Origin of the sequence: Mesorhizobium sp. M4B.F.Ca.ET.143.01.1.1 (assembly GCF_004792275.1) — a bacterium.
In the GTDB taxonomy this organism is placed as follows: domain Bacteria; phylum Pseudomonadota; class Alphaproteobacteria; order Rhizobiales; family Rhizobiaceae; genus Mesorhizobium; species Mesorhizobium abyssinicae.
This window is the reverse complement of the sequence record NZ_SRSR01000001.1, coordinates 700707-721289: the sequence shown is the minus strand read 5'-3', so window position 1 is coordinate 721289 and position 20583 is coordinate 700707. Positions and strand designations below refer to the sequence as shown.

Genomic DNA, 20583 nt, shown 5'->3' with positions numbered 1-20583 from the left:
CATGGCAAAGAAATTGGGTATCGGCGTTATCGGCTGCGGCAACATCTCGAAAGCGTATTTCTCGCTGGCGCCGCTGTTCCGCGGCATCGAGATGCGTGCCTGCGCCGACATCAACATGGACGCTGCGAAGGCGCGGGCGAAGGAGTTCAAGCTGCGCGCCGAGACGGTCAATGACCTGCTCAAGGCGGACGACATCGACATCATCGTCAATCTGACGATCCCGGCCGTGCACTATGAGGTGTCGAAGGAGATCCTCGACGCCGGCAAGCACGTCTATTCGGAAAAGCCGTTCGTGCTTTCGATCAAGGAGGGGCTCGACCTGAAAGGCCGGGCCGAGAAGAAGGGACTGCGCATCGGCTCGGCGCCGGACACCTTCCTTGGCGGCGCGCATCAGCTGGTGCGCAACCTGATCGACACCGGCGCGCTCGGCAAGATCACCAGCGGCACCTGCCATGTGATGGGTCACGGCATGGAGCACTGGCATCCCAATCCGGATTTCTTTTTCCAGCCGGGCGCCGGCCCGGTGCTCGACATCGGGCCGTACTACATCACCAACCTGATCCAGCTGGTCGGGCCGGTGAAGCAGGTCGCGGCCTTCGCCTCGACGCCGGCCAAGGAGCGGACGATTTCGTCGAAACCGCGCGCGGGCGAGAAAATCCCGGTCAACACGCCGACCACCATCCACGCCTTGCTGGAGTTCGAGAACGGCGCGGTGGTGACGCTCAACACCAGCTGGGATGTCTGGAGCCACGGCCATGCGCCGATGGAACTCTATGGCGAGGGGGGGACAGTGTACGTGCCGGATCCGAATTTCTTCGGCGGCGACGTGCGCTTCACCGAGGCGGCGAAACCGGTCAAGAAGCTGCCGAAATGGAAGCATCCGTTCGGCGTGCCGAACGAAATGCATTCGCAAGGCATGATGGCCAACTACCGCACCGCCGGCCTTGCCGATATGGCGCTGGCGATCGCTGAGGGGCGGCCGCACCGCTGCTCGATGGAGCTGGCGCTGCACGCCGTCGACGTGATGACCGGCCTGTTGCGCTCGGGCGAAACGGGCAAGTTCGTCGCCATGCAGACGACCTGCGAGCGGCCGGCCGCACTCGGCGTCAAGGAAGCCAAGGACCTGCTGGCCAAGAAGAAGTAGATCGCCGCAATTATCGATAATTTTTACCAGCCCTCTCCCCCTTCTCTCGGGGAGAGGGTAAAGGGTGGGCCGCAGGGCATGGTCAGCGCGTTGCGGTGAACCATGCCCGATCCGTTCAGATCCGAGGATTTCCCATGCCCTATGTCGCCGCCGAAAACCGCTACGAGAAAATGCTCTACAACCGCTGTGGGCGGTCCGGACTGAAGCTGCCCGCGATCTCGCTCGGGCTGTGGCACAATTTCGGCAATGACACGCCGCACAAGACCAAGCAGGCGATCGTGCGCAAGGCGTTCGACCTCGGCATCACCCATTTCGACCTCGCCAACAACTATGGTCCGCCGCCGGGCTCGGCGGAGAACGCCTTCGGTGAAATCCTGCGCAGCGATTTCGCCGCCTATCGCGACGAGCTGATCATCTCGACCAAGGCCGGCTACGAGATGTGGCCGGGGCCGTATGGCGAGTGGGGCGGGCGCAAATATGTGCTGGCCAGCCTCGACCAGAGCCTGAAGCGGATGGGGCTCGACTATGTCGACATCTTCTATTCGCACCGTTTCGATCCCGACACGCCGCTGGAAGAGACGATGGGCGCGCTCGACCATGCGGTGCGCTCGGGCAAGGCGCTTTATGCCGGCATCTCGTCCTACAATTCGCAGCGTACGCGTGAGGCGGCCGACATATTGAAGCAGCTCGGCACGCCTTGCATCATCCACCAGCCAAGCTATTCGATGCTCAACCGCTGGGTCGAGGAGGACGGGCTGCTCGACACGCTGGAAGGGCTCGGCGTCGGCTCGATCGTGTTCTCGCCGCTGGCGCAAGGCATGCTGACCAACAAATATCTGGGTGGCATCCCCGAGGGCAGCCGCGCCTCGCAGGGCAAGTCGCTCAGGCCCGCCTTCATCAACGACAAGACGATCACCAACATCAAGGCGCTGAACGCCATTGCCGGGCGCCGCGGCCAGACGCTGGCGCAGATGGCGCTGGCCTGGGTGCTGCGCAGGGGCCGGGTCACCTCGGCGCTGATCGGCGCCAGCCGGCCGGAACAGGTCGAGGATTGCGTCGGCGCGCTGAAGGCACTTGACTTCAGCGATGCGGAACTGGCCGAGATCGACAGCTATGCGCGCGAGGCCGACATCAATTTGTGGGCGGCCTCGGCGGAGCGCAAGGGTCCGCCGCGCAAGTAGATGGCGTCGGCATGGCATGAAAAGAAACGGCGGGCTTTGCCCGCCGTTTTTGTATTGAGAGAGGCGGGAGGCTCAGGGCTTGGCCGGCTTCTGAGCGGTACCGACACCGGCCTTGGGCTTTGCCGGCGCCGGCGTGGTCTTCATCTTCTCCTCGATCCAGCCGCTGTAGTTGGCCAGCCGCGTATAGATGCCGTAGGCGTTCTTGTGGCCGCAGGCCGCACTGCCGTCATTCGGCCCTTCGCCCCAGGAAACGACGCCAATCTGGACCGGGCCGTCGGCACCGGTCATGAACAGCGGGCCGCCGCTGTCGCCATTGCAGGCATCGCGCTCGCCGCTGGCGGTGCCGGCGCAGATCATGTTGCCGGTCAGCGGGTCCGACATGTCGGCGGCAATGGCGCTGGCGGCCGCGTCGATGCCCTTTTCGGAGTAGCGCATGCGGTGGGAGAGGTCGCCAAGTGCTGTCTTCAGGTCGCGCGCGTAGATGTCCTTGATGCCGCTGTTGCAGGTCGCGTTCGGCTGCAGGTCGAGGTCGGCGACCATCAGTGCCGTCGGGAAGGTGCCGTCCTGCATCTTGCCCCAGCCGGTGACCGTGGTCTTGCCGCTGTCTGGCGTTGCCTCACGGGCGAGCTTGATCGTCGGCGCGTCCGCCGGCTCGGCCAGCCGGATCAGGCCGAGGTCGTTGTCCATCGTCTGCTCGCTATAGCCTTCGTTGACGATCACCTCCGCCGCCTTGTAGCGCTTGCCTTCGCCGAGATCGGTGGCGCCGGTCAGCACGGTGACCGCGCCCGCCGGGATCGGCCGGCCGTTGTCTACGAGGCAGTGCGCGGCCGTCAGCACCCATTGCGGCGCGATCAGGCTGCCGCCGCAGAACTGGGCGTCCGGCTGCGAGGCCGGGCTGGCGTCCAGCCTGTCGCTTGTCAGCAGCGCCACCTGGAAAGGAAAAGCGCCTTTCTCGGCCTCCTTGCCGCCATAGACGCGATCGGCGCCGTCGGGGTTCTCGGCCTTGGCCTTCGCCCTTGCTTCCGCGACGCGCTTCATTGGCGAGACCGCTGCTTCCGGCCGTGCGGGCCCATCGGCCGCGTGGATGGCGTCGAGCGTCGCGAGCGCCGCGATGCCGGCCAGCAGTGCTGTGGCGAGCGGCCTGAACCGATGGATGATATTCACCATGACCTCCTGAGACGAACGTTCCCGAACAGGCCGGCCCGGCGCATGATCCGCTGCCCGAAGCACCGGTTTTGAACGACCGGCTACGCGCAGCCCGGATCGGCGCGCAAACCGGTCATAAAACCGAGTGCCACTTCTGCTAATCGTGCCCGCGAGCAGAACCCGCTCAAACCTATAGCCCCCCACGGGCTACGTGGAAGCGATTTGTCATTGCCAATGTTGGAATATTTTAGGCAGTATATCGAAGGGGAGTTTTTGGCGGGGGCCTCAACTGACCGCGCGGGGCAATGATCTGGTCGGCGTTACCAAAACTCGGTTTTGGCGTCACCACGATCTCGACAATATTTCTGTATCTTGATCCGGTCCTTGCTGACTTTTGGGAGAGTCTCACCGTGACAAAACTGACGAACACCATCATTGCGTCCGCGTTTCTTTCCACCGCGATGTGGCTGGTGCCCGCTTTCGCCGCCGATCCCGGCACTGCCAATGCCGGCAACGGCGAAAGCATGCGCGATGCGGGATCGGGCGACTACACGCCGGGCCGGGCAAAGCCGATCGCGCCGCCGAAACTGACCGAGGACGAGGCCAGCCGCGCCGCGCCGCTCGCCGACGAGGACGCAGCGGTCAAGTCCTATGGCATCGTCGGACGTTCCGCCGACGGCAAGGAGATCAAGATCGAGGCGAACGAGGCGCTGAAGGAACTGATCATCGAGCAACTGAATGCGCCGGCGGACGGGCAGGGGTCCGACGCTTCAGGTCCGCAGAACACCGGAGACCCCGGGCTGACGGAAGGCGAAGCGGGCCGCCAAGTGTTCGGCACCGACGACCGCGAGCAAGTCAAGAACACCAAGACCTATCCGTTCTCGGCCATCGGCTATCTCGAGGCCAAGTCGCCCAAGACCGGCAAGTTCGGCAGCTGCTCGGCGACGCTGATCGGTCCGCGCACCGTGCTTACCGCGGCGCACTGCCTCTACAGCCATGAGGATGGCGCCTGGCTCGACGAATATCTGTTCGTGCCGGGCCTCAACGGCAGCACCGCCGACGATGCGCCGTTCGGCGCCTTCACCTATGAAAGCGCCTATGTCCTGCAGGGCTTCATCGACAACTACCAGGGTTTCTACGGCTCGGTCGTGCCGTGGGATCTCGGCATCGTCACGCTGAAGCAGGATGTCGGCACCAATCTCGGCTGGCTGGGCTATGCCAACTACGAGGATCTGGGCGACTTCACCGCCAATATCGTCGGCTATCCCGGCGACAAGCCGATGGGCACGATGTGGAAGGCAAGTTGCGAAGTGCATGCCGAAAACATCGGCACGGACTATTTCCAGTACGATTGCGATACGTTCCCGGGTTCGAGCGGCAGCTCGGTCTACGCCTATGACAACGCCGCCAAGCAGCGTGTCATCACCGGCGTGAACGTCGCCGAAAGTCCGGACGCCAACACCGCGGTCAGGCTCCACGCCGCCAATATCGAGTGGATCAACAGCCTCTACAAATGAGGCTTGTTCCGACCCGCTGATAGGAGCGATCGAACAACCGGCGGTAGGGTTGATCCCACTGCCGGTTTTTCACATCCGGGCCACCGATCGCTTCGCCCTTATTTGGACGTCGCCTCGGGCTGCTCCTGGCGCACATAGGTCTCGATCGCCGAGGCGAAGTTGGCGGAGCCGGCCTTGCGCTGCTTGTCTATATAGCCGGCGAAATAACTCCAGAAGGAAACGGCATAGTCGCGGAAATAGGCGTCCGCCACCTTGCGCGAACAGAGGTCGCTCTCGACGCAGATGGAAAGGCGGTTGAGGAAATAGACGATGCGGTCGAAGTGATCGCTGAAATCGGCAAGCGGCATACTCCCGCCATCGCCGGTCATCGCCTCGATGCCGATGCGCTGCCTGAACACCTGTTCCTCGGTCGGCGTCGGATTGGCGCTAAGCAGATTGTCGTATTTGGTGTTCAGCGCCGCCAGCCGCTCCTTGAGCGCGCGTTGCGCCTGCTGCAAGTCCTTGCTCTCCCAGAGCTCGACCAGCGCCATGGTCTGCTCGACGCGCTTCTGCTCCTGGTTGGCCAGGAACTGGAAGACGGAGAACAGAAGCGTGAAGATGATCACAAGCCGCACCAAAAGGCCCGACCAGGCGTAGGCCAGCATGCGCCAGTCGCGATCGGTGAAGGGGTTCGATTCCTTCTTGATCTCGTGGCTGCTCGGCCACGGGAAACCCTCGGTGGTTTCCGGCAGCGCCTCGGCCTTCTTGGCCGGCGAAGGCTCGGCCGTCGTCAGCGCCGTCGCAGGCACTACTTGTTCTGTCACCTTGCCCCCCGGCTTCTTCATCGGCAGCTGTCCAGATCGATGGTGGCGGTCGGGTCGAGCACGATGCCCGGCGCCTCAAGCTTCCTTTTCAGGCAGTCGAGCTGAGGGCGCGAGACCATGAACTGCACGTCCGGTTCGGCGGGTGCCTTGTTCGGCGAGGGCAGGGCCTCGACCACGCCACGCGAGGCGCAGTCGCTGAGATCGACCACGACGGCTTCGTTGCCGGTCTTGGCGATCTGGTCGTACTGGTCGAGAAAGCAGCCCGCCAGTTCGGAATTGGTGACGATCTGCTTGGCGCAGAGGCCGCAGCTCTCCTCCGCCCAGGCAGGGGCGAGCGGCAGCGCCGCGAAAAGAAGGCCCGCTCCGAGCCAGTAATGCAGGTTGGTTCTCACAAGCGTCCTCATCCTTTCCGTGCCGCGCCAGAATGTCCACGCACAAGGCCGGTCGCGCAAGAGCCGATGCAGCGGTTGCGACAGGCTTTTGCGGCGGCCTGCGCTCAGGCGCGCGGCACTGTCTCCATCGGAAAAATCATCACCGCGCCCTTCGGGCCGCTCCTGTCGGCAAGCTTCATCACCGAGCGTGTCGAAGGTGCCATGCCGATATCGGCGAGCATGTCGGAGAAGCCGGAGCCGCCGACCGCGCGGGTGGCCGAGGGCACGCCGTCCTGCGCCAGGAAGCTCAGATCCTCCTTCTCGCTCTGCGGCGGTGCTTCAGTCAGCACGGCGACCATCCGCTCCATGCCGAAGCTGGTGTCGGTGAAGGCCAGCAGCCCTTCCCGCAAGCCGGCGTCCGGCGAGCCGTTGGCGGGCGCCAGCCGCTCGGCGACGATATGGGTGATGGAATAGTCGCTGCCGACATAGAGCACGTTGATGTCGACATATTTGTCGGAATCGTTCCTGGCCCTGATATGCACCTCGTCGCCCGGCGAGACGCGCGGCACGGTCGAGGCCTGCAGCGGCTCCAGTGCGTCGCCGCCCTGGCGCCTGATCTCGAACTCGACGCTGACCTCTTCCGGCCGGTAGTCGGAGGCGGCGGCCAGCCTGGAAAGGCCGGTGGCGCGGAAGATGGTGGTCAGGTTCTTCGCCGTCGCATCAACCAGCTTGGCGCGATCATCCGGGTGAATGATGATCAGCGGCGGCCTGCCGCCGTCCTTCACATCGCCGGAAGCCGGCAGGAACCACAGCGCCGGCTTGTCGGTGGCGGCGGTCGCGGCGCCGGTGATCGCGTTCTCTCGCAGCACCGCCAGCCGCAGATCGGCGCTCTTGCCGGGCTCGACCAGCTCGACGTGAAAGCCGGATTTCTCCCTGGCCGCCAGTTCGTCCAGAACCGAATTGACCAGCGCGGTCTCCTTGTCGAGGCCGTCGGTTGCCGCCGGGCGCGCCACCACGAGCTTGTAGTCGACCGCGAGCTCGGCGACGCGCGCATAGGCATTGGCCGGGATATCAGCCAGCGTCAGCGCCGGCTTGCCGTCGAGCTCCACCGGCTTCACCCAGCTCTCCAGGTTCCTGGCCGACTGCACCTCGACATAGCCGAGCGCTTCAGACAGTTGCGACAGGGCCGAAGGCAGGATGGCGAGCTTGCTTCCGGGGGTGAGTCGCTGCAGGAGCCCGGCGCCGATCGTCGCCGCATCGTCCTTGACGACCAGCGGCCATTGCATGACCGCATCGGTCCTGTCGGTGCCGAAGACGCGCGCATCGAGCTCGCCTTCGAAGAGCGGCGTCGGCCGCGTGCGGCTGTCGGCCGAATATTGCTGCAGTACCGCCTGGCCGAGCTGGCGGTAGGTGACGGCGGGGTTCTCGGCCAGCTTGGACAGGATGGTGAAGGTGAACAGGCCGAAGCGCGGCGCATCGGCGGTGCCCTTGGGCAGCGGCATCTCCGGCGTCGTCTCGACGGTCTGCGCGGCATAGAAGGCGACCAGCTTGCCCTTGGCGGTCGATTCGGCGCCAGTCGGCGTAAGGTTGAAGGCGGGCTTGCGCTGGCCGTTCTCGTCGAAGCCGCGCGTCGCGGTCGCCGCGATGTCCGCATAGAGCTTCACGGCAGCTGCCCGTTCGGCCTCGCCGCCGCCGACCAGATCGGCAAACTCGACCTTGCGCTCCATCTCGTCGTCGACCTCGGCGGCGCGTGTCGCCGTGCCGGAATGGCAGCAGTCGAACACCACCCAGACGAAGGCGCCCTTGTCGCGGATGGCGTCGAGCGCGGCGCCGACCTCATTGTCGACGAGCGCGTTGGGCACGCCGGCCTCGCGGTTGACCCATTTCTCGATGTCGACGGGAAGGAAGATCTCGTCGAGGCCGTCGGTCTCGTCGCCCTTGGTCGCCTCGGGCTGCTGGGCGCCATGGCCGGACAGATGCAGATAGACGAAGTCGTCGCGCTTGACCCTAGCGGCGAGGTTGGCCAGCGCCGCCTTGATCGCCGCGTGCGTCGGCAGGCCGGCTGCGCCGTCGACATCCTTGGCAAGCAGGGTGACGTTCTCGGGCGCGAACTTCACCGGGGCCGGGGTGTTCCTCAGCAGGTAGTCGCGCACCAGGCCGGCATCGTTCTTCGGCCCGATCAGCCAGTTCTTCTTCGGCAGGTTCGGATAGTCGGTGCAAGCGACCAGCAGCGCGTGATAGGAGCGCTGGGCGGCAAGCGCACGGAACGACAACGTCCCCGCAGCCGTCAGTGCGGAGGCGCCGACAAGCAGCGTCCGGCGTGTCAATCTGATCATGGATGCCCCCCAAGCCCGATCGAATTCGCAAGCAGTGGTAACCCTCGTCGATGATTTTGTCAGTATTTTGAAGGCTGGTTGCGCGATGGCGATGACCAATCACCGAAGCGGTGCCGTCGATGGCGACGGAAACAGTGGCAAAAGAGGCGGTTCGTCGCTATCTCAGTGGAATTCAGGCCACTTGCATGCGCAAATGGCGCGCGGACGGCGCAAGCAGACTGGAAGCAGGACCATGGCGGCAAGGGATGTGCTGACGAAGAACCAGTTGTGCGTGCTCGAAAAGCTCGAGGCCGCCAGCGGACCGCTCAGCGCCTATATGTTGCTCGACCAGCTGCGCGAACGCGGCTTTCGCGCGCCGCTGCAGGTCTATCGGGCGCTCGACACGCTGGTGAAGTCGGGTTTCGTGCACCGGCTGGAGAGCCTCAACTCCTTCGTCGCCTGCGCCGAGCCGCACGACCACAGCCATTCGATGACCGCCTTCGCCATTTGCGACACATGCGGCCAGGTGACCGAGATGTCCGACCATGATGTCGACCACCGGCTGGACGAATGGGTGCGCTCGACGGGCTTTGCCGCCAAGAAGGCGGTGATCGAGTTTCGCGGGACGTGTGCGAAGTGCTTAGCCGAGGCGGCCTGACCTCTACGCGCTTTTCCTGGAATCGCTTCAGCGCGCGGTCGACCAGGCGAACCAGAACGCGACCAGCGCCAGCAGGGCGGAAAGCAGCCGTCGGGCAAATCGCTCCCTTCGGGGATCGTTGAGGAACGGTTCCAGCGCCCCCGCCAGCGCGACAATGACGCCGTGAACAGCAGTCGCGATCGCCACGTAGACCGCGGTGAGCAGGACTGTCTGGGAAAGGACCGGCCGTGAGGCGTCGACGAAGGTCGGCAGCACCGCGACGTAAAAGACCGCCGCCTTGGGGTTAAGGAGATTGGTGACGAGCCCGCGCATGAAATGCTTGCCGTGCGCGCCGCCGGCGCTCGATACGACGTCCGTTCCCGCGGTCCAGCCTTCCCAGGCGAGGTAGAGAAGGAACAGCACCCCGGCCCAGCGAAGTCCCTCGTAGAGCGGCCGCGATGCCTGGATCAGTTCGGCGACGCCGAAGGCCGCGACTGCGCCGACGGCCGCCAGTCCCAAGGCGATACCCGCCACCGTGGCAAAGCCGGCGCGGCGTCCCTGGCTGGCGGAAATCAGCGCCAGATAGGTCATGTTCGGACCCGGCGTGAGTTCGATCAGCAGGCATGCGAGCGAAAAGGAGAGGACGGTGGCTGTCGAGGGCGGCAGCAACGCGTTCACATCAATGCGCCTCGTCCCAGTTGTTGGCGGCCCGCGCATCGACATGCAGCGGCACCGACATCGACACCGCCGGCATCGGCGCGTTCTCCATCACCCGGCGCACGACGGGAAGCGTCGCCTCGACCTCGGACTCCACGGTCTCGAAGATCAACTCGTCATGCACCTGCAACAGCATGCGGGCCGACAGGCCGGCCTTCTCCAGCGCCTCCTCCATATGCACCATGGCGCGGCGGATGATATCGGCTGCCGTGCCCTGCAGCCTGGCGTTGATCGAGGCGCGCTCGTTGAAGGCGCGGATCGACGGGTTGGACGAGCGTATCTCCGGATAGTGGATACGGCGGCCGAATATGGTTTCGACAAAGCCGTGCTCGCGGGCGTAGGCCTTGGTCGCCTCGATATAGTCGCGGATGCCCGGGAAGCGCTCGAAATATTTCTTGATGTAGGCGCCGGCCTCCTCGCGCGGGATCGACAGCTGGTTGGCGAGGCCGAAGGCCGAGATGCCATAGATGATGCCGAAATTGATCGCCTTGGCGCGGCGGCGCACTTCGGAAGGCATGCCTTCGACCGGCACGTTGAACATCTCGGATGCGGTGATGGCGTGGATGTCGGCGCCATCGGCGAAAGCCTGCTTGAGTTGCGGGATCTCGGCTACGTGGGCGAGCACCCGCAATTCGATCTGGCTGTAGTCGGCCGAGACCAGCTTGTGGCCCTTTTCGGCGATGAAGGCAGTCCTGATCTTGCGCCCCTCGGCGGTGCGCACCGGGATGTTCTGCAGATTGGGGTCGGAGGACGAGAGACGTCCCGTTGTCGTCGCGGCCAGCGCATAGGAGGTGTGGACGCGTTTTGTGTCGGGATGGATGAAGCCAGGCAGCGCGTCGGTATAGGTCGATTTCAGTTTCGTCAGCTGGCGCCAGTCGACGATCTTGCGCGGCAATTCATGGCCTTCGGCCGCAAGGTCCTCCAGGAGCTGCGCCGAGGTCGACCATTGCCCGGTCTTGGTCTTCGAGCCGCCCGGCAGGCCCATCTTGCCGAACAAAATGTCGCCGAGCTGCTTGGGCGAGCCGATGTTGATGCGCTCGCCGACGATGCCGTAGATCTCCTCCTCGACGCGGGCCGCACCCTGCGCCAGCTCTCCCGACAGCCTGGAGAGGATCTGGCGGTCGACGGAGATGCCGCGCTGCTCCATCCGGGCCAGCACCGGCACCAGCGGCCGCTCCAGCCGCTCGTAGACGGAAACCAGGCCCTTGGCGGCAAGCCTGGGCTTCAGCACCTGCCAGAGCCTCAGCGTGATATCGGCCTGCCCGGCGGCGTAGGCGGTCGCGCGCTCGATATCGACCTGATCGAAGCCGACGGCGCTTTTCCCCGATCCGGCAAGCTCCTTCTTGGAGGCCGGGGCATGGCCCAGCCATTTTTCCGAGAGGCCGGCCAGGTCGTGGCCGCCGGACGTGCCGGCATCAAGCACATAGGAGATCAGCATCGTGTCGTCGAATGGGCCGATCTCGATGCCGTGGCGGCTCATCACGACGATGTCGTATTTCAGGTCCTGCACGATCTTGAGAACGGACCTGTCCTGCAAGAGAGGCTTCAGCAGCGCCAACGCCTCGCGGACGGGGATCTGGTTCTCCAGCATGCCGCCGCCCAGCAAGTCGCCGGTGCCGCTCTTGTGGACGAGCGGCAGATAAGCGGCGCGGCCGGGCGCCACCGCCATGGACAGGCCGATCAACTCGGCCTGCATCGGGTCGGGCGAGCTGGCCTCGGTGTCGAAGGCGAGGACACCGGCTTCCCGTGCCTCGGCGATCCAGGCCGTCAGCGCCGCCGCATCGCGAATGGCGACATAGGCCGACGTGTCGATCTTGCGCGCCGCCGCCTGTTCCAGGCGAAGCGCCGAGAGCAGGGAAGGGGTGTCGCCCTGCGGCGGCGCGTCTTCTCCCCGGATGGCCGGCGCTGGCTTGTCGGCGTCGTTGCCGGCGGGCGTGGCCCGTGCTGCCGGCGGCGCGCCGGCTCCGACATCGGGTCCGTGCGCGGTATCGGCGCGCTCGATGGTGACGGCGGCGGCCTGGACGTCGCCGATTTCGGTTCCGGTCGCTTCGGCGACGCGGCGGGTCAGCGTGGTGAATTCCATGGTCTTGAGGAAGCCGATCAGCTTCGGCCCATCCGGCGCATGCAGCTCGAAGTCGCCGAGCCCCTCGGCGACCGGAACGTCGTTCTTCAGCGTCACCAGCTGGCGCGAGATGCGCGCCTTGTCGGCATTGGCGATGATCGATTCCCGCCGCTTCTCCTGCTTGATCTCGGCGGCGCGCGCCAGCAGCGCGTCGAGGTCGCCGAACTGCTCCAGAAGCTGCGCCGCCGTCTTCGGCCCGATGCCGGGCACGCCCGGCACATTGTCGACCGAGTCGCCGGTGAGCGCCTGCAGGTCGATCATCTTCTCCGGCGGCACGCCCCATTTCTCGATCACTTCGGGGATGCCGATCTGGCGGTCCTTCATCGGGTCGTACATGCCGACCGTGGGACCGACCAGCTGCATCAGATCCTTGTCGGAGGAGATGATGGTGGTATCGCCGCCAGCCTCGCAGGCAAGCCGGCAATAAGTGGCGATGAGGTCGTCGGCCTCGAAGCCCTCCATCTCGATGCAGGGAAGATTGAAAGCCGTGGTCGCCTGGCGGATCAGGCCGAACTGCGGGATCAGGTCCTCCGGCGGCGCCGAGCGGTTGGCCTTGTATTCGGGGTAGAGCTCGTTGCGGAAGGTCTTCGAGGAATAGTCGAAGATGACGGCGAAATGCGTCGGCACCACGCCGACATCGGTGTTGCGGGCATCCTGCATCAGCTTCCACACCATGTTGCAGAAGCCGAGCACGGCATTGGTGGGCAAGCCGTCGGATTTGCGATTGAGCGGCGGCAGCGCGTGATAGGCGCGGAAAATGTAGCCGGAGCCGTCGACGAGGAAGAGATGATCGCCTTTTTTCATGCCGGCAGGGATAGCGCGGCCAGACGGCGCGGTCCATGCCAAAGGCGGGTGAAACCACCGGTTCCGGCAACACCCTGACAGAGGCTGCCGCCGAATGATCCGGCCACTCACGGGCATGTTACAAAAGTGTAATACTGGTGCCCTTGAATCGCCACGTTCACAGACCCAAATATGGGTCATCGGCAGTTTTCGCCGAAGTCCGGAGCAAGGCCCGTCCCCCGCCTATCCCGGACAACTGCGGCAGCCTATCCCCCCTCTCCGGGCTGCCGCAACGTTTCGAGTAAGGCCGCCGTGGTTCCCCCTCCACCACGGCGGCTCTTTTTTCGTCTCGAGGTCCGACATACCGTTCTGGATGTTTTTCCGCAGCCAAACGCGCTTGGTCCAACGGTCCCGGCTTTTCGTTTTCGGCTCGTCCCTTTAGGGTCGGCGCAAAATCGAAAGGCCTGAAAATGTCCAGAATCTCACCCGTCCTTGATCGTCTCGACCAGAATCTCGACCAGAGCCTGGAACGGCTGTTCGGGCTGCTCGGCATCAAGTCGATCTCCACCGATCCGGCCTATGCCGGCGACTGCCGCAAGGCGGCGGCGTGGCTGGTGGCCGAGCTGAAGCTGATCGGCTTCGACGCCAGCGTGCGCGACACGCCCGGCCATCCGATGGTGGTGGCGCATCACGACGGGCCGGCGGGCGCGCCGCATGTGCTGTTCTACGGCCATTACGACGTGCAGCCGGTCGATCCGATCGAATTGTGGGAAAGCGATCCGTTCGCGCCGGCGATCAAGGAGATCGAGCCCGGCCGCAAGGTAATCACCGGCCGCGGCTCGGCCGACGACAAGGGCCAGCTGATGACCTTCGTCGAGGCCTGCCGCGCCTGGAAGCAGGTGCATGGCGGCCTGCCTTGCCGCATCACCATCCTGTTCGAGGGCGAGGAGGAGTCCGGCTCGCCGTCGCTGAAGCCGTTCCTGGCGGCCAACGCCGCCGAGCTCAAGACCGATTTCGCATTGGTCTGCGACACCGGCATGTGGGATCGCGAGACGCCCTCCATCTGCGTGTCGCTGCGCGGCATGGTCGGCGAAGAGGTCACCGTGAAGGCGGCCGATCGCGACCTGCATTCGGGGCTCTATGGCGGGGCTGCCGCCAATCCGATCCGCATCCTGGCCGGGATCCTGGCCGATATCCACGACAAGGACGGGCGCATCACCATCCCGGGCTTCTATGACGGTGTCGAGGAGACGCCGTCGCAGGTGCTGAAGTCGTGGGAAACGCTCGGCGAGACCGCCGAGAGCTTCCTCGAGCCCATCGGCCTGTCGATCCCGTCGGGCGAAAAGGGGCGTTCGGTGCTCGAACTGACCTGGGCGCGGCCGACGGCGGAGTTCAACGGCATTATCGGCGGCTATACCGGCAAGGGCTTCAAGACGGTGATCGCGGCGGAGGCCTCGGCCAAGGTGTCGTTCCGCCTCGTCCACAAGCAGGACCCGGAGAAGATCCGCGCCGCATTCCAGGCTTTCGTCAGGGAGCGCATTCCGGCCGATTGCTCGGTCGAATTCCACCCGCATGGCGGCTCGCCGGCGATCCAGCTTTCCTATGACTCGCCATTCCTGGCCAAGGCCAAGGAGGCGCTGTCGGATGAATGGCCGAAGCCGGCGGTGACCACGGGCAGCGGCGGCTCGATCCCTGTGGTCGGCGATTTCCAGACCTATCTCGGCATCGAATCCCTGCTGGTCGGTTTCGGCCTCGACGACGACCGGATCCACTCGCCCAACGAGAAATACGAGCTCACCTCCTTCCACAAGGGGCAGCGCTCCTGGGCCCGCATTCTCGACGCGCTGACACGCTGAAGCGGCGCGAAGGACAACTTTCTGTTGATTTTTGGATGGATCGAAGCGAGGACGAACCAACAGGCCGCGATCCGGAGACAATGATGAGCGACATCCGCTTCCACAAGAACGATTTGCCCGACCTGTCCCATTACAATGTCGGGGCGGTGGCGATCGACACCGAGACGCTCGGCCTCAACCCGCACCGCGACAGGCTGTGCGTGGTGCAGATCTCGCCCGGCGACGGCAGCGCCGACGTGATCCAGATCGCGCCCGGCCAGAAGAAGGCGCCGAACCTGGTCAGCCTGCTCAGGAACCGCAGCGTCACCAAACTGTTCCATTACGGCCGCTTCGACATCGCCGTGCTCTACAACGCTTTCGGCGTCATGGCGGAACCGGTGTTCTGCACCAAGATCGCCTCGCGCTTGACCCGCACCTATACCGACCGGCACGGGCTGAAGGACATTTGCGGCGAGCTTCTCGGGGTGACCCTGTCGAAGGTGCAGCAATCGTCGGACTGGGCAGCCGAGACCCTGTCGCCGGAGCAGCTCGAATATGCCGCCTCCGACGTGCTCTATCTGCACCGGCTGCGCGAGGTGCTGGCCGGCAGGCTGGCGCGCGAAGGCCGCACGAAGGAGGCCGACGCCTGCTTCCGCTTCCTGCCGACGCGTGCCAAACTCGACCTGATGGGCTGGGGCGAGGAGGATATCTTCGCCCATAGCTGACGGCCGTGGGAGGACGACATGGCGGAGAGACAGCCGATATCAACCGCGCCGACCGACGGCTCGAAGGTCACCGTCTACTGGAAGGACGGCAATGGGGTGATCAACGAGTCGGTCGCGCAGTATCGCGACGGCGGCTGGTGGACCTATATCGACAGCACCACGCAGAAGAAGGTCGAGCCGAGCAGCTGGCGGCCTGCCGCAAGCGACGATGACGACTAAAGCAATTCCAGGAAAAGTGTGAGGCGGTTTTCCGTCCGCAATTGCTCAAAGAAAGGGCTTGAGGTCGGTCGCTGGCGGCCGGGATTGCTTTGGCTTAGCCTGAACCCGTTGATATCGAGGCCGATTCGGGGACTTGCGCTCCGCTGTCGCCCTCCTGCTCAGAGGAAAGCTCAATGGGTATCGAAAGCCTTCTCGTCTTCATCATCATCGGCGCCATCGCCGGCTGGCTCGCCGGCCTCATCGTCAAGGGCTTCGGCTTCGGTCTGATCGGCAACATCGTCGTCGGCATCGTCGGCGCCCTGATCGCCGGCTGGCTGTTCCCGAGGCTGGGGTTCGCCGTAGGCGGCGGCGTGCTTGCCGCGATCATCCACGCCACCATCGGCGCGGTGATCCTGCTGGTGCTGCTCAAGTTGGTGAAGCGGGCTTGATGCCTGGCGTGGGCACCAGGGGCCCGCCATGAAGCAGAACACACTCTATCTGATCATCGGCGCGCTGCTGGTCGTGGTCATCGCGCTCGGCGTCTATGTCTACCGCGAGCAAACGCGGCCGAAGGGCGTCGAGCTCAAGATCGACGACAAGGGCATTTCGATCCAGCAGAATTGATCGGATCGGCGCAGCCGGCGCCGACGGATTGACCGGCCGCATCGGCTTTCGTCGGGCCGCCTCTCGGGTTTCCGGCGAGGCGGCCCCGGTCCCCATTTCCATTGTCACCCCTCGGCTGTCGCGGCGCTTCTCTGGGCGCAGCGCGAACCCCCTGGGCTTTTGCAACCGCCGCGCTACTTCCCTTTTGTGGACCTCGGTTCACTGATTGGCAGATTGGGAGGTTTTCATGGATCGCCGATTATTCTTGACGGGAATGCTGGGCGTGGCGGGGGCGGCCGCAATTGTCAGCGCGGTTCGGCCCATCAGCGCCGTGGCCGGCATTCCGGACGCCAGAAGCGGTATCCTCGATGAGCTCGAGGCGCAGGACAAGCAGGCCTGGGAGGACGATGGCAGCGAAGCGGAGGTGCAGACCGTCTCGCATCGCCATTGGCATCGGTGGCATCGGCGGAGAAGGCGGCGTGCCTGGAGACGTTACTGCCGCACCTACTGGCGGCATGGCCGGCTGCGCAGACGCTGCCATCGCCGGCGCGTCTGGATCTGGTTCAGGCTTAGGGGCTAGCGGCGTGCTCCTGCTCCGGCCGGTTTGCCCAGCCGGGGCAGGGCGTCGTTCGCCGGTTTGAACGTGCAACGCGCCGCCAACGCGCGGCGGATAACAGGACGCGGCGCCGGAAAGCATGGGCAACCGCGGCCCGCGACGAGCGCCAAGCCGGACCCTCAGCAACTATTTGATTATCAATCGTTTTCAAATTTATCCCACTTGACCCGCCCCTAAGATCAAGGCCGCCGCAACAGGTCCTCCGGATCCATTGGGCGTAGTGCGTCGATGGCCAGCCGCGAAAGCGCCCCTGTACCTCACCGGACTTGAGAAGAGCTGCTGCAAGCAAGCATCGCGACCTCGCGAGTCGTGAGCCGATTGACAAAACAATCCAAGCCTATCATATGATAGGTAGACTATCGATTGATAGGGAGGGGATTTTGGATCGAGTGAGCTCGGACGCTTCACGGTTGCAGGAGCTGGGTTATCGACAGCAGCTCCGGCGCGGACTCGGCGTCTTTTCGACATTTTCTATCGGCGTTGCCACCGTCGCACCGGTGGTCGGTCTCTATGCGATCTTCGGGCTCGGGATGAACCTGTCCGGGCCGGTGTGGGTGTGGCTGCTGGTACTGTCCCTGGTCGGCCAGGTGCTGGTGGCAGTGGTCTATTCGGAACTCGCATCCGAGTTCCCGATTGCAGGAGGGCCCTATCAGTGGGTGCGCCGGCTGATCGGGCCGGACGCGGGCATCTTCACAGGCCTCATATACCTCGTTGCCGTGCGCTCGCCACCGTGGCGTTCCTTGCGGCGCCGTGGTTCGCGCAGCTGCTCGGTCTTCAGCCCTCGCCGGGCGGGCACATGCTGCTTTCGTTCTGCGTTCTGCTCGCTTCCCTGCTGGTCAATGCCGGCGGCGTCCAGGTCGTTCGCGTGGCGGTAAACTTCGGCATCGCAGCCGAGATAATCGCTTCGATGCTCATCGGCTCGATGCTGCTGGTGTTCTTCCGAACCCACGATGCCACCGTCCTCTTCAGTTCGATGGGGGCTCCGACCTCGCTCGGAGCAGCGCTTGCCACGCTCGCCGTCTGCGGTTGGGCCTTCGTCGGCTTCGATGCGAGCGCGTCGGTCGCCGAAGAGACCACCGGCGCGGGCGCGAACGTTCCGCGTGCCATCCTTGCCGCCACGGCGGTCGTTGGCATCGCAGTGGTTTTGGTCGCCGTTGCCGTCATCCTGGCGACCGGTGACCTCCAGGCGGTGATCTCGGGCTCTGAAATGGATCCGGTCACGGCGACGGTGGTCGCCTCGCTGGGTGATTGGTCGCGAATGCCGTTTCTGGCGGTGGTGGCGATCACCTTTTTCGCCTGCTGCATTTCCATGCAAGCCTATCTTGGCCGCGTCATCTTCAGTCTCGCCCGGGATGGCGTGCTTCCGTTCTCCCGCAAGTTGGCTTCGGTCAGCGAAGGCAGAAAGGTTCCGCTGGTCGCCATGACGACCATGACGCTCATCGCCTCGGCCTGCCTGCTTCTCGGCTTCAACGAAGGGGCTGTCGGAACGATGATCAGCTTCGGCACCGCAGGCCTCTATATAACGTTCCTGCTGGTCGTGGCGGCGGCGCTCTACGCCCGCCTCAGCGGCAAGTGGCGCCCCGAGGGCTCGTTGCGTCTCGGCGCGCTCGGCACGCCGGTCAACGTCGCCGCCTTGGTCTGGCTGCTGTTCGAGACCATCAACATAGCATGGCCGCGCGTCGAACTGGCGCCGCCAAATGCTCCGGTTTGGCAGGTTTGGGCGGCGATCTGGGTCTTCGCGGTCGTTGCCGCGCTGGCTGTCATCTACATCGGCGCGTGGCGTCGCAAGAACCTGGGTGCGGAATAGAAATGAGCATTCTGGGCAAAGGCGGCCTGCTGCTGCTGTCGATGGGGGGCTGCTCCGGCATCCTCATGTATCTGTCGCTCGAGCGCCCGGCAGGCTGGGCATACATCAGAAACTTCGCGCGGCTGCGGCAAGGCCACGTCGACGCTTTGGTGCTCGGCGGCATCTTCCTCGCCGCGGAGGCGACAGGCGTCGTCGACCCTTATGCGTCTTTGGTGTTGCTGATCACCGGCTTCTATACCGTCATCTCGACGGGTGCGATGGGCTGGTGGCCGGATTTTCCGCAGCGATACAAGGTTGCAGGCGTCGGCGACTTCGCCGCCTTGTCGACTTTCGCTCTTGCCTGGGTCTGGGTAACGGTCCGCGTGCTGACGGGGTGGTAGAAGAGACATGACGCGCATTTACATCAGCCAGAAGCCCCCGCACCTTCTCGATCTCGACGCGGGCATCGCCACTGCGAAAGCGGAGATCGAGGCCGCAGCCGCACAAGGCGCCAATCTCGTTGTGTTTCCCGAGACCTGGCTCGGCGGCTATCCGGCCTGGGTTTTCGGGTTAGCCGGCTGGAACGATCCGGAGGCGCGGCACTGGTTCCAAAAGCTGGTGGCCGCAAGCGCCACCGTTCCCGGCCCTCACGTGCAGGCCCTCTGCGACGCCGCGCGTGACAATGGGGTGTGCGTGGTGATCGGCCTCAATGAGCGCGCTCGGCCGAGCGCCGCGCTGCTTTACAACAGCGCGCTTACGATCGACGCCGATGGATCGATCGTATCCGTTCACCGCAAGCTCACTCCAACCCACACCGAACGCCTGGTCTGGACGCCGGGCGATGCGGACGGCCTGCGTGTGAACGAAACGGCGGCCGGGCGGGTCGGCGCGATGGTATGCTGGGAGCATTTCCATCCCATCATCCGCCAGGCCCTGCACGCCGAGGACGAGCAGATTCACGTTGCCCTTTGGCCGGACATGCCGTCGGCGCACCAGCTTGCTTCCCGGCACTACGCTTTCGAGGGGCGCTGCTTCGTCGCAAGCGCCGCGACGTATCTTCCTGTGGAGGCCGTGCCGCCGGACCTGCGGGCGGCCTATGAAAAGGGGACGGGGGGAGACGCTTCGTTTCCCGGAGGATCGGGGGTCATCGGTCCCGATGGCGAATACCTGGTCGGTCCGGTCTTCGGCGACGCGCCCGTCATCTGTGACCTTGACCTTGAGCAGACCATAGCGTTCAAACACGATCTCGACGTAACGGGTCACTACAGCCGATCCGATATCCTGCATTGGGGCGTCGATCGGCCGGGAACGAGGTATGGCGAGCAAGGCAGACCGGACTATCGGAGCAAGTGATCAAAACTGGGATCAGTTCGCGCCAAACGACACCCGGCGACGAATCCTCATGGAAGCCAGCGCGCTCTTCCGCCGCCACGGATATCAGGCCACCTCCACCCGACAGATCGCAGCTGCGGTAGGCATCAGGCAGCCATCGCTGTTTCACCATTTCGCAAACAAGCAGGCGATACTCGAGGCGCTGTTTTCTCTCAGCCTCGACAATGCGGTGGTCGTCGCGGAAAGGACAGCGAACGCATCTGGATCGGCGGCAGCGAGACTTCATGACTATCTGGTCTGGGATCTCGAGACGCTGCTGAGCCTGCCGCTCTCGCTATCCGAACTCTACAGCAGCGATATATTGCGTGCGCCGGAATTGGCGCACTGGGCCGCCAAGCTCGAATCGCTCTACCTCGCGTTGGAGAAACTTGTCCGCCAGGGCATAGAGGCGGGCGAGTTCGTTGCCACGGATCCGGTGCTCATACGCATCCTGATCGCAAACGTGACGATCGCACACATCCAGTACGCGGACGAACGGCCTGATCGAGATCCCAAGAAGCTGGCGCGCGACGGTGCGCGGTTCGTACTCGCCGGGCTGAGCAACATGCAATCCGCTCATCTTGACGAGTTGATCTCTGGCACAAGAAGCCGGTAGCGGATTTAGAAAATCGTAAGGAATTTCAAAAGGGTGCATAAACCCTGCTTTAACGCGCCCTTAAATCGCCGCATCTAGTCTGCACCCGAGCGCCATC

At 64.5% G+C, this 20583-nt stretch carries 21 protein-coding genes; 15 read left to right on the top strand and 6 right to left on the bottom strand.

Features of this window, described 5'->3' with window-relative positions; all coding sequences use genetic code 11:
• The first annotated feature begins 1 nt into the window (after position 1).
• Positions 2 to 1144, top strand: a complete 1143-nt coding sequence (locus EN786_RS03465; RefSeq protein ID WP_127311337.1) for a Gfo/Idh/MocA family oxidoreductase — start codon at positions 2 to 4, stop codon at positions 1142 to 1144.
• 134 nt (positions 1145 to 1278) lie between these two features.
• A complete protein-coding gene (gene mgrA / locus EN786_RS03460) occupies positions 1279 to 2325 on the top strand; it encodes an L-glyceraldehyde 3-phosphate reductase (protein ID WP_127283004.1) in 1047 nt (348 codons plus the stop codon).
• A 72-nt stretch (positions 2326 to 2397) separates the two neighbouring features.
• Here mgrA and EN786_RS03455 read toward each other — a convergent pair whose 3' ends face one another.
• Positions 2398 to 3492 (bottom strand): trypsin-like serine protease, encoded by a 1095-nt coding sequence (locus tag EN786_RS03455; RefSeq protein WP_245478392.1) that lies wholly within the window; start codon positions 3490 to 3492, stop codon positions 2398 to 2400.
• 389 nt (positions 3493 to 3881) lie between these two features.
• Between EN786_RS03455 and EN786_RS03450 the strand changes: the two genes are divergently transcribed.
• Complete coding sequence (locus EN786_RS03450; protein ID WP_127283006.1) at positions 3882 to 4988, top strand: serine protease; 1107 nt, start codon at positions 3882 to 3884, stop codon at positions 4986 to 4988.
• Positions 4989 to 5086: 98 nt separating this feature from the next.
• On the opposite strand, the gene EN786_RS03445 is transcribed toward EN786_RS03450, so the two are convergent.
• From EN786_RS03445 to EN786_RS03435, 3 genes are all read right to left on the bottom strand, one after another.
• A complete protein-coding gene (locus tag EN786_RS03445; protein WP_127283007.1) occupies positions 5087 to 5812 on the bottom strand; it encodes a hypothetical protein in 726 nt (241 codons plus the stop codon).
• Complete coding sequence (locus tag EN786_RS03440; protein ID WP_245478393.1) at positions 5809 to 6183, bottom strand: hypothetical protein; 375 nt, start codon at positions 6181 to 6183, stop codon at positions 5809 to 5811. Before EN786_RS03440 ends, EN786_RS03445 begins: the two co-directional genes overlap by 4 nt.
• Positions 6184 to 6287: 104 nt before the next feature.
• Positions 6288 to 8498, bottom strand: coding sequence for a caspase family protein (locus tag EN786_RS03435; protein WP_127311253.1), 2211 nt, complete (start codon positions 8496 to 8498; stop codon positions 6288 to 6290).
• 232 nt (positions 8499 to 8730) lie between these two features.
• Here EN786_RS03435 and EN786_RS03430 point away from each other — a divergent pair, with 232 nt between their 5' ends.
• Complete coding sequence (locus tag EN786_RS03430; RefSeq protein WP_127282372.1) at positions 8731 to 9135, top strand: Fur family transcriptional regulator; 405 nt, start codon at positions 8731 to 8733, stop codon at positions 9133 to 9135.
• Between the two features lie 27 nt (positions 9136 to 9162).
• On the opposite strand, the gene EN786_RS03425 is transcribed toward EN786_RS03430, so the two are convergent.
• Complete coding sequence (locus tag EN786_RS03425) at positions 9163 to 9792, bottom strand: LysE family translocator (protein WP_245494321.1); 630 nt, start codon at positions 9790 to 9792, stop codon at positions 9163 to 9165.
• A gap of 1 nt (position 9793) precedes the next feature.
• A complete protein-coding gene (gene polA / locus EN786_RS03420) occupies positions 9794 to 12757 on the bottom strand; it encodes a DNA polymerase I (protein WP_189340647.1) in 2964 nt (987 codons plus the stop codon).
• Positions 12758 to 13206: 449 nt separating this feature from the next.
• On the opposite strand from polA, the gene EN786_RS03415 reads away from it, so the two are divergent.
• The 11 genes from EN786_RS03415 (at position 13207) to EN786_RS03370 (ending at position 20486) form a co-directional block, all read left to right on the top strand.
• Complete coding sequence (locus EN786_RS03415) at positions 13207 to 14592, top strand: M20/M25/M40 family metallo-hydrolase (protein ID WP_127311528.1); 1386 nt, start codon at positions 13207 to 13209, stop codon at positions 14590 to 14592.
• A gap of 83 nt (positions 14593 to 14675) precedes the next feature.
• Entirely contained in the window at positions 14676 to 15296 is a 621-nt protein-coding gene (locus EN786_RS03410; RefSeq protein WP_127282375.1) for a ribonuclease D, read from the top strand.
• Positions 15297 to 15314: 18 nt separating this feature from the next.
• Positions 15315 to 15515 (top strand): hypothetical protein, encoded by a 201-nt coding sequence (locus tag EN786_RS03405; RefSeq protein WP_127282376.1) that lies wholly within the window; start codon positions 15315 to 15317, stop codon positions 15513 to 15515.
• Positions 15516 to 15688: 173 nt separating this feature from the next.
• Entirely contained in the window at positions 15689 to 15943 is a 255-nt protein-coding gene (locus EN786_RS03400) for a GlsB/YeaQ/YmgE family stress response membrane protein (protein ID WP_127282377.1), read from the top strand.
• A 28-nt stretch (positions 15944 to 15971) separates the two neighbouring features.
• A complete protein-coding gene (locus tag EN786_RS03395; protein ID WP_127282378.1) occupies positions 15972 to 16118 on the top strand; it encodes a hypothetical protein in 147 nt (48 codons plus the stop codon).
• Between the two features lie 226 nt (positions 16119 to 16344).
• On the top strand, positions 16345 to 16677 hold the full coding sequence (locus tag EN786_RS03390; RefSeq protein ID WP_127312231.1) for a protamine-2 (modular protein): 333 nt from the start codon (positions 16345 to 16347) through the stop codon (positions 16675 to 16677).
• Between the two features lie 446 nt (positions 16678 to 17123).
• Positions 17124 to 17588, top strand: a complete 465-nt coding sequence (locus EN786_RS39240; RefSeq protein ID WP_210212316.1) for an amino acid permease — start codon at positions 17124 to 17126, stop codon at positions 17586 to 17588.
• Entirely contained in the window at positions 17477 to 18520 is a 1044-nt protein-coding gene (locus EN786_RS03385) for an APC family permease (RefSeq protein WP_281033924.1), read from the top strand. The genes EN786_RS39240 and EN786_RS03385 overlap by 112 nt, the downstream gene beginning before the upstream one ends.
• A 2-nt stretch (positions 18521 to 18522) precedes the next feature.
• Positions 18523 to 18900, top strand: coding sequence for a hypothetical protein (locus EN786_RS03380; RefSeq protein WP_127282380.1), 378 nt, complete (start codon positions 18523 to 18525; stop codon positions 18898 to 18900).
• A gap of 7 nt (positions 18901 to 18907) precedes the next feature.
• On the top strand, positions 18908 to 19852 hold the full coding sequence (locus EN786_RS03375; RefSeq protein ID WP_127311208.1) for a carbon-nitrogen hydrolase family protein: 945 nt from the start codon (positions 18908 to 18910) through the stop codon (positions 19850 to 19852).
• Positions 19815 to 20486, top strand: coding sequence for a TetR/AcrR family transcriptional regulator (locus EN786_RS03370; RefSeq protein ID WP_127282382.1), 672 nt, complete (start codon positions 19815 to 19817; stop codon positions 20484 to 20486). The genes EN786_RS03375 and EN786_RS03370 overlap by 38 nt, the downstream gene beginning before the upstream one ends.
• Positions 20487 to 20583 lie beyond the last annotated feature (97 nt).

Excerpts from the sequence above, each read along its gene's own strand:
- EN786_RS03465 (WP_127311337.1), top strand. The coding sequence starts at position 2 with ATGGCAAAGAAATTGGGTATCGGCGTTATCGGCTGCGGCAACATCTCG.
- mgrA (WP_127283004.1), top strand. The coding sequence starts at position 1,279 with ATGCCCTATGTCGCCGCCGAAAACCGCTACGAGAAAATGCTCTACAAC.
- EN786_RS03455 (WP_245478392.1), bottom strand. The coding sequence starts at position 3,492 with ATGGTGAATATCATCCATCGGTTCAGGCCGCTCGCCACAGCACTGCTG.
- EN786_RS03445 (WP_127283007.1), bottom strand. The coding sequence starts at position 5,812 with ATGAAGAAGCCGGGGGGCAAGGTGACAGAACAAGTAGTGCCTGCGACG.
- EN786_RS03435 (WP_127311253.1), bottom strand. The coding sequence starts at position 8,498 with ATGATCAGATTGACACGCCGGACGCTGCTTGTCGGCGCCTCCGCACTG.
- EN786_RS03430 (WP_127282372.1), top strand. The coding sequence starts at position 8,731 with ATGGCGGCAAGGGATGTGCTGACGAAGAACCAGTTGTGCGTGCTCGAA.
- polA (WP_189340647.1), bottom strand. The coding sequence starts at position 12,757 with ATGAAAAAAGGCGATCATCTCTTCCTCGTCGACGGCTCCGGCTACATT.
- EN786_RS03415 (WP_127311528.1), top strand. The coding sequence starts at position 13,207 with ATGTCCAGAATCTCACCCGTCCTTGATCGTCTCGACCAGAATCTCGAC.
- EN786_RS03410 (WP_127282375.1), top strand. The coding sequence starts at position 14,676 with ATGAGCGACATCCGCTTCCACAAGAACGATTTGCCCGACCTGTCCCAT.
- EN786_RS03405 (WP_127282376.1), top strand. The coding sequence starts at position 15,315 with ATGGCGGAGAGACAGCCGATATCAACCGCGCCGACCGACGGCTCGAAG.
- EN786_RS03400 (WP_127282377.1), top strand. The coding sequence starts at position 15,689 with ATGGGTATCGAAAGCCTTCTCGTCTTCATCATCATCGGCGCCATCGCC.
- EN786_RS03395 (WP_127282378.1), top strand. The coding sequence starts at position 15,972 with ATGAAGCAGAACACACTCTATCTGATCATCGGCGCGCTGCTGGTCGTG.
- EN786_RS03390 (WP_127312231.1), top strand. The coding sequence starts at position 16,345 with ATGGATCGCCGATTATTCTTGACGGGAATGCTGGGCGTGGCGGGGGCG.
- EN786_RS03380 (WP_127282380.1), top strand. The coding sequence starts at position 18,523 with ATGAGCATTCTGGGCAAAGGCGGCCTGCTGCTGCTGTCGATGGGGGGC.
- EN786_RS03375 (WP_127311208.1), top strand. The coding sequence starts at position 18,908 with ATGACGCGCATTTACATCAGCCAGAAGCCCCCGCACCTTCTCGATCTC.
- EN786_RS03370 (WP_127282382.1), top strand. The coding sequence starts at position 19,815 with ATGGCGAGCAAGGCAGACCGGACTATCGGAGCAAGTGATCAAAACTGG.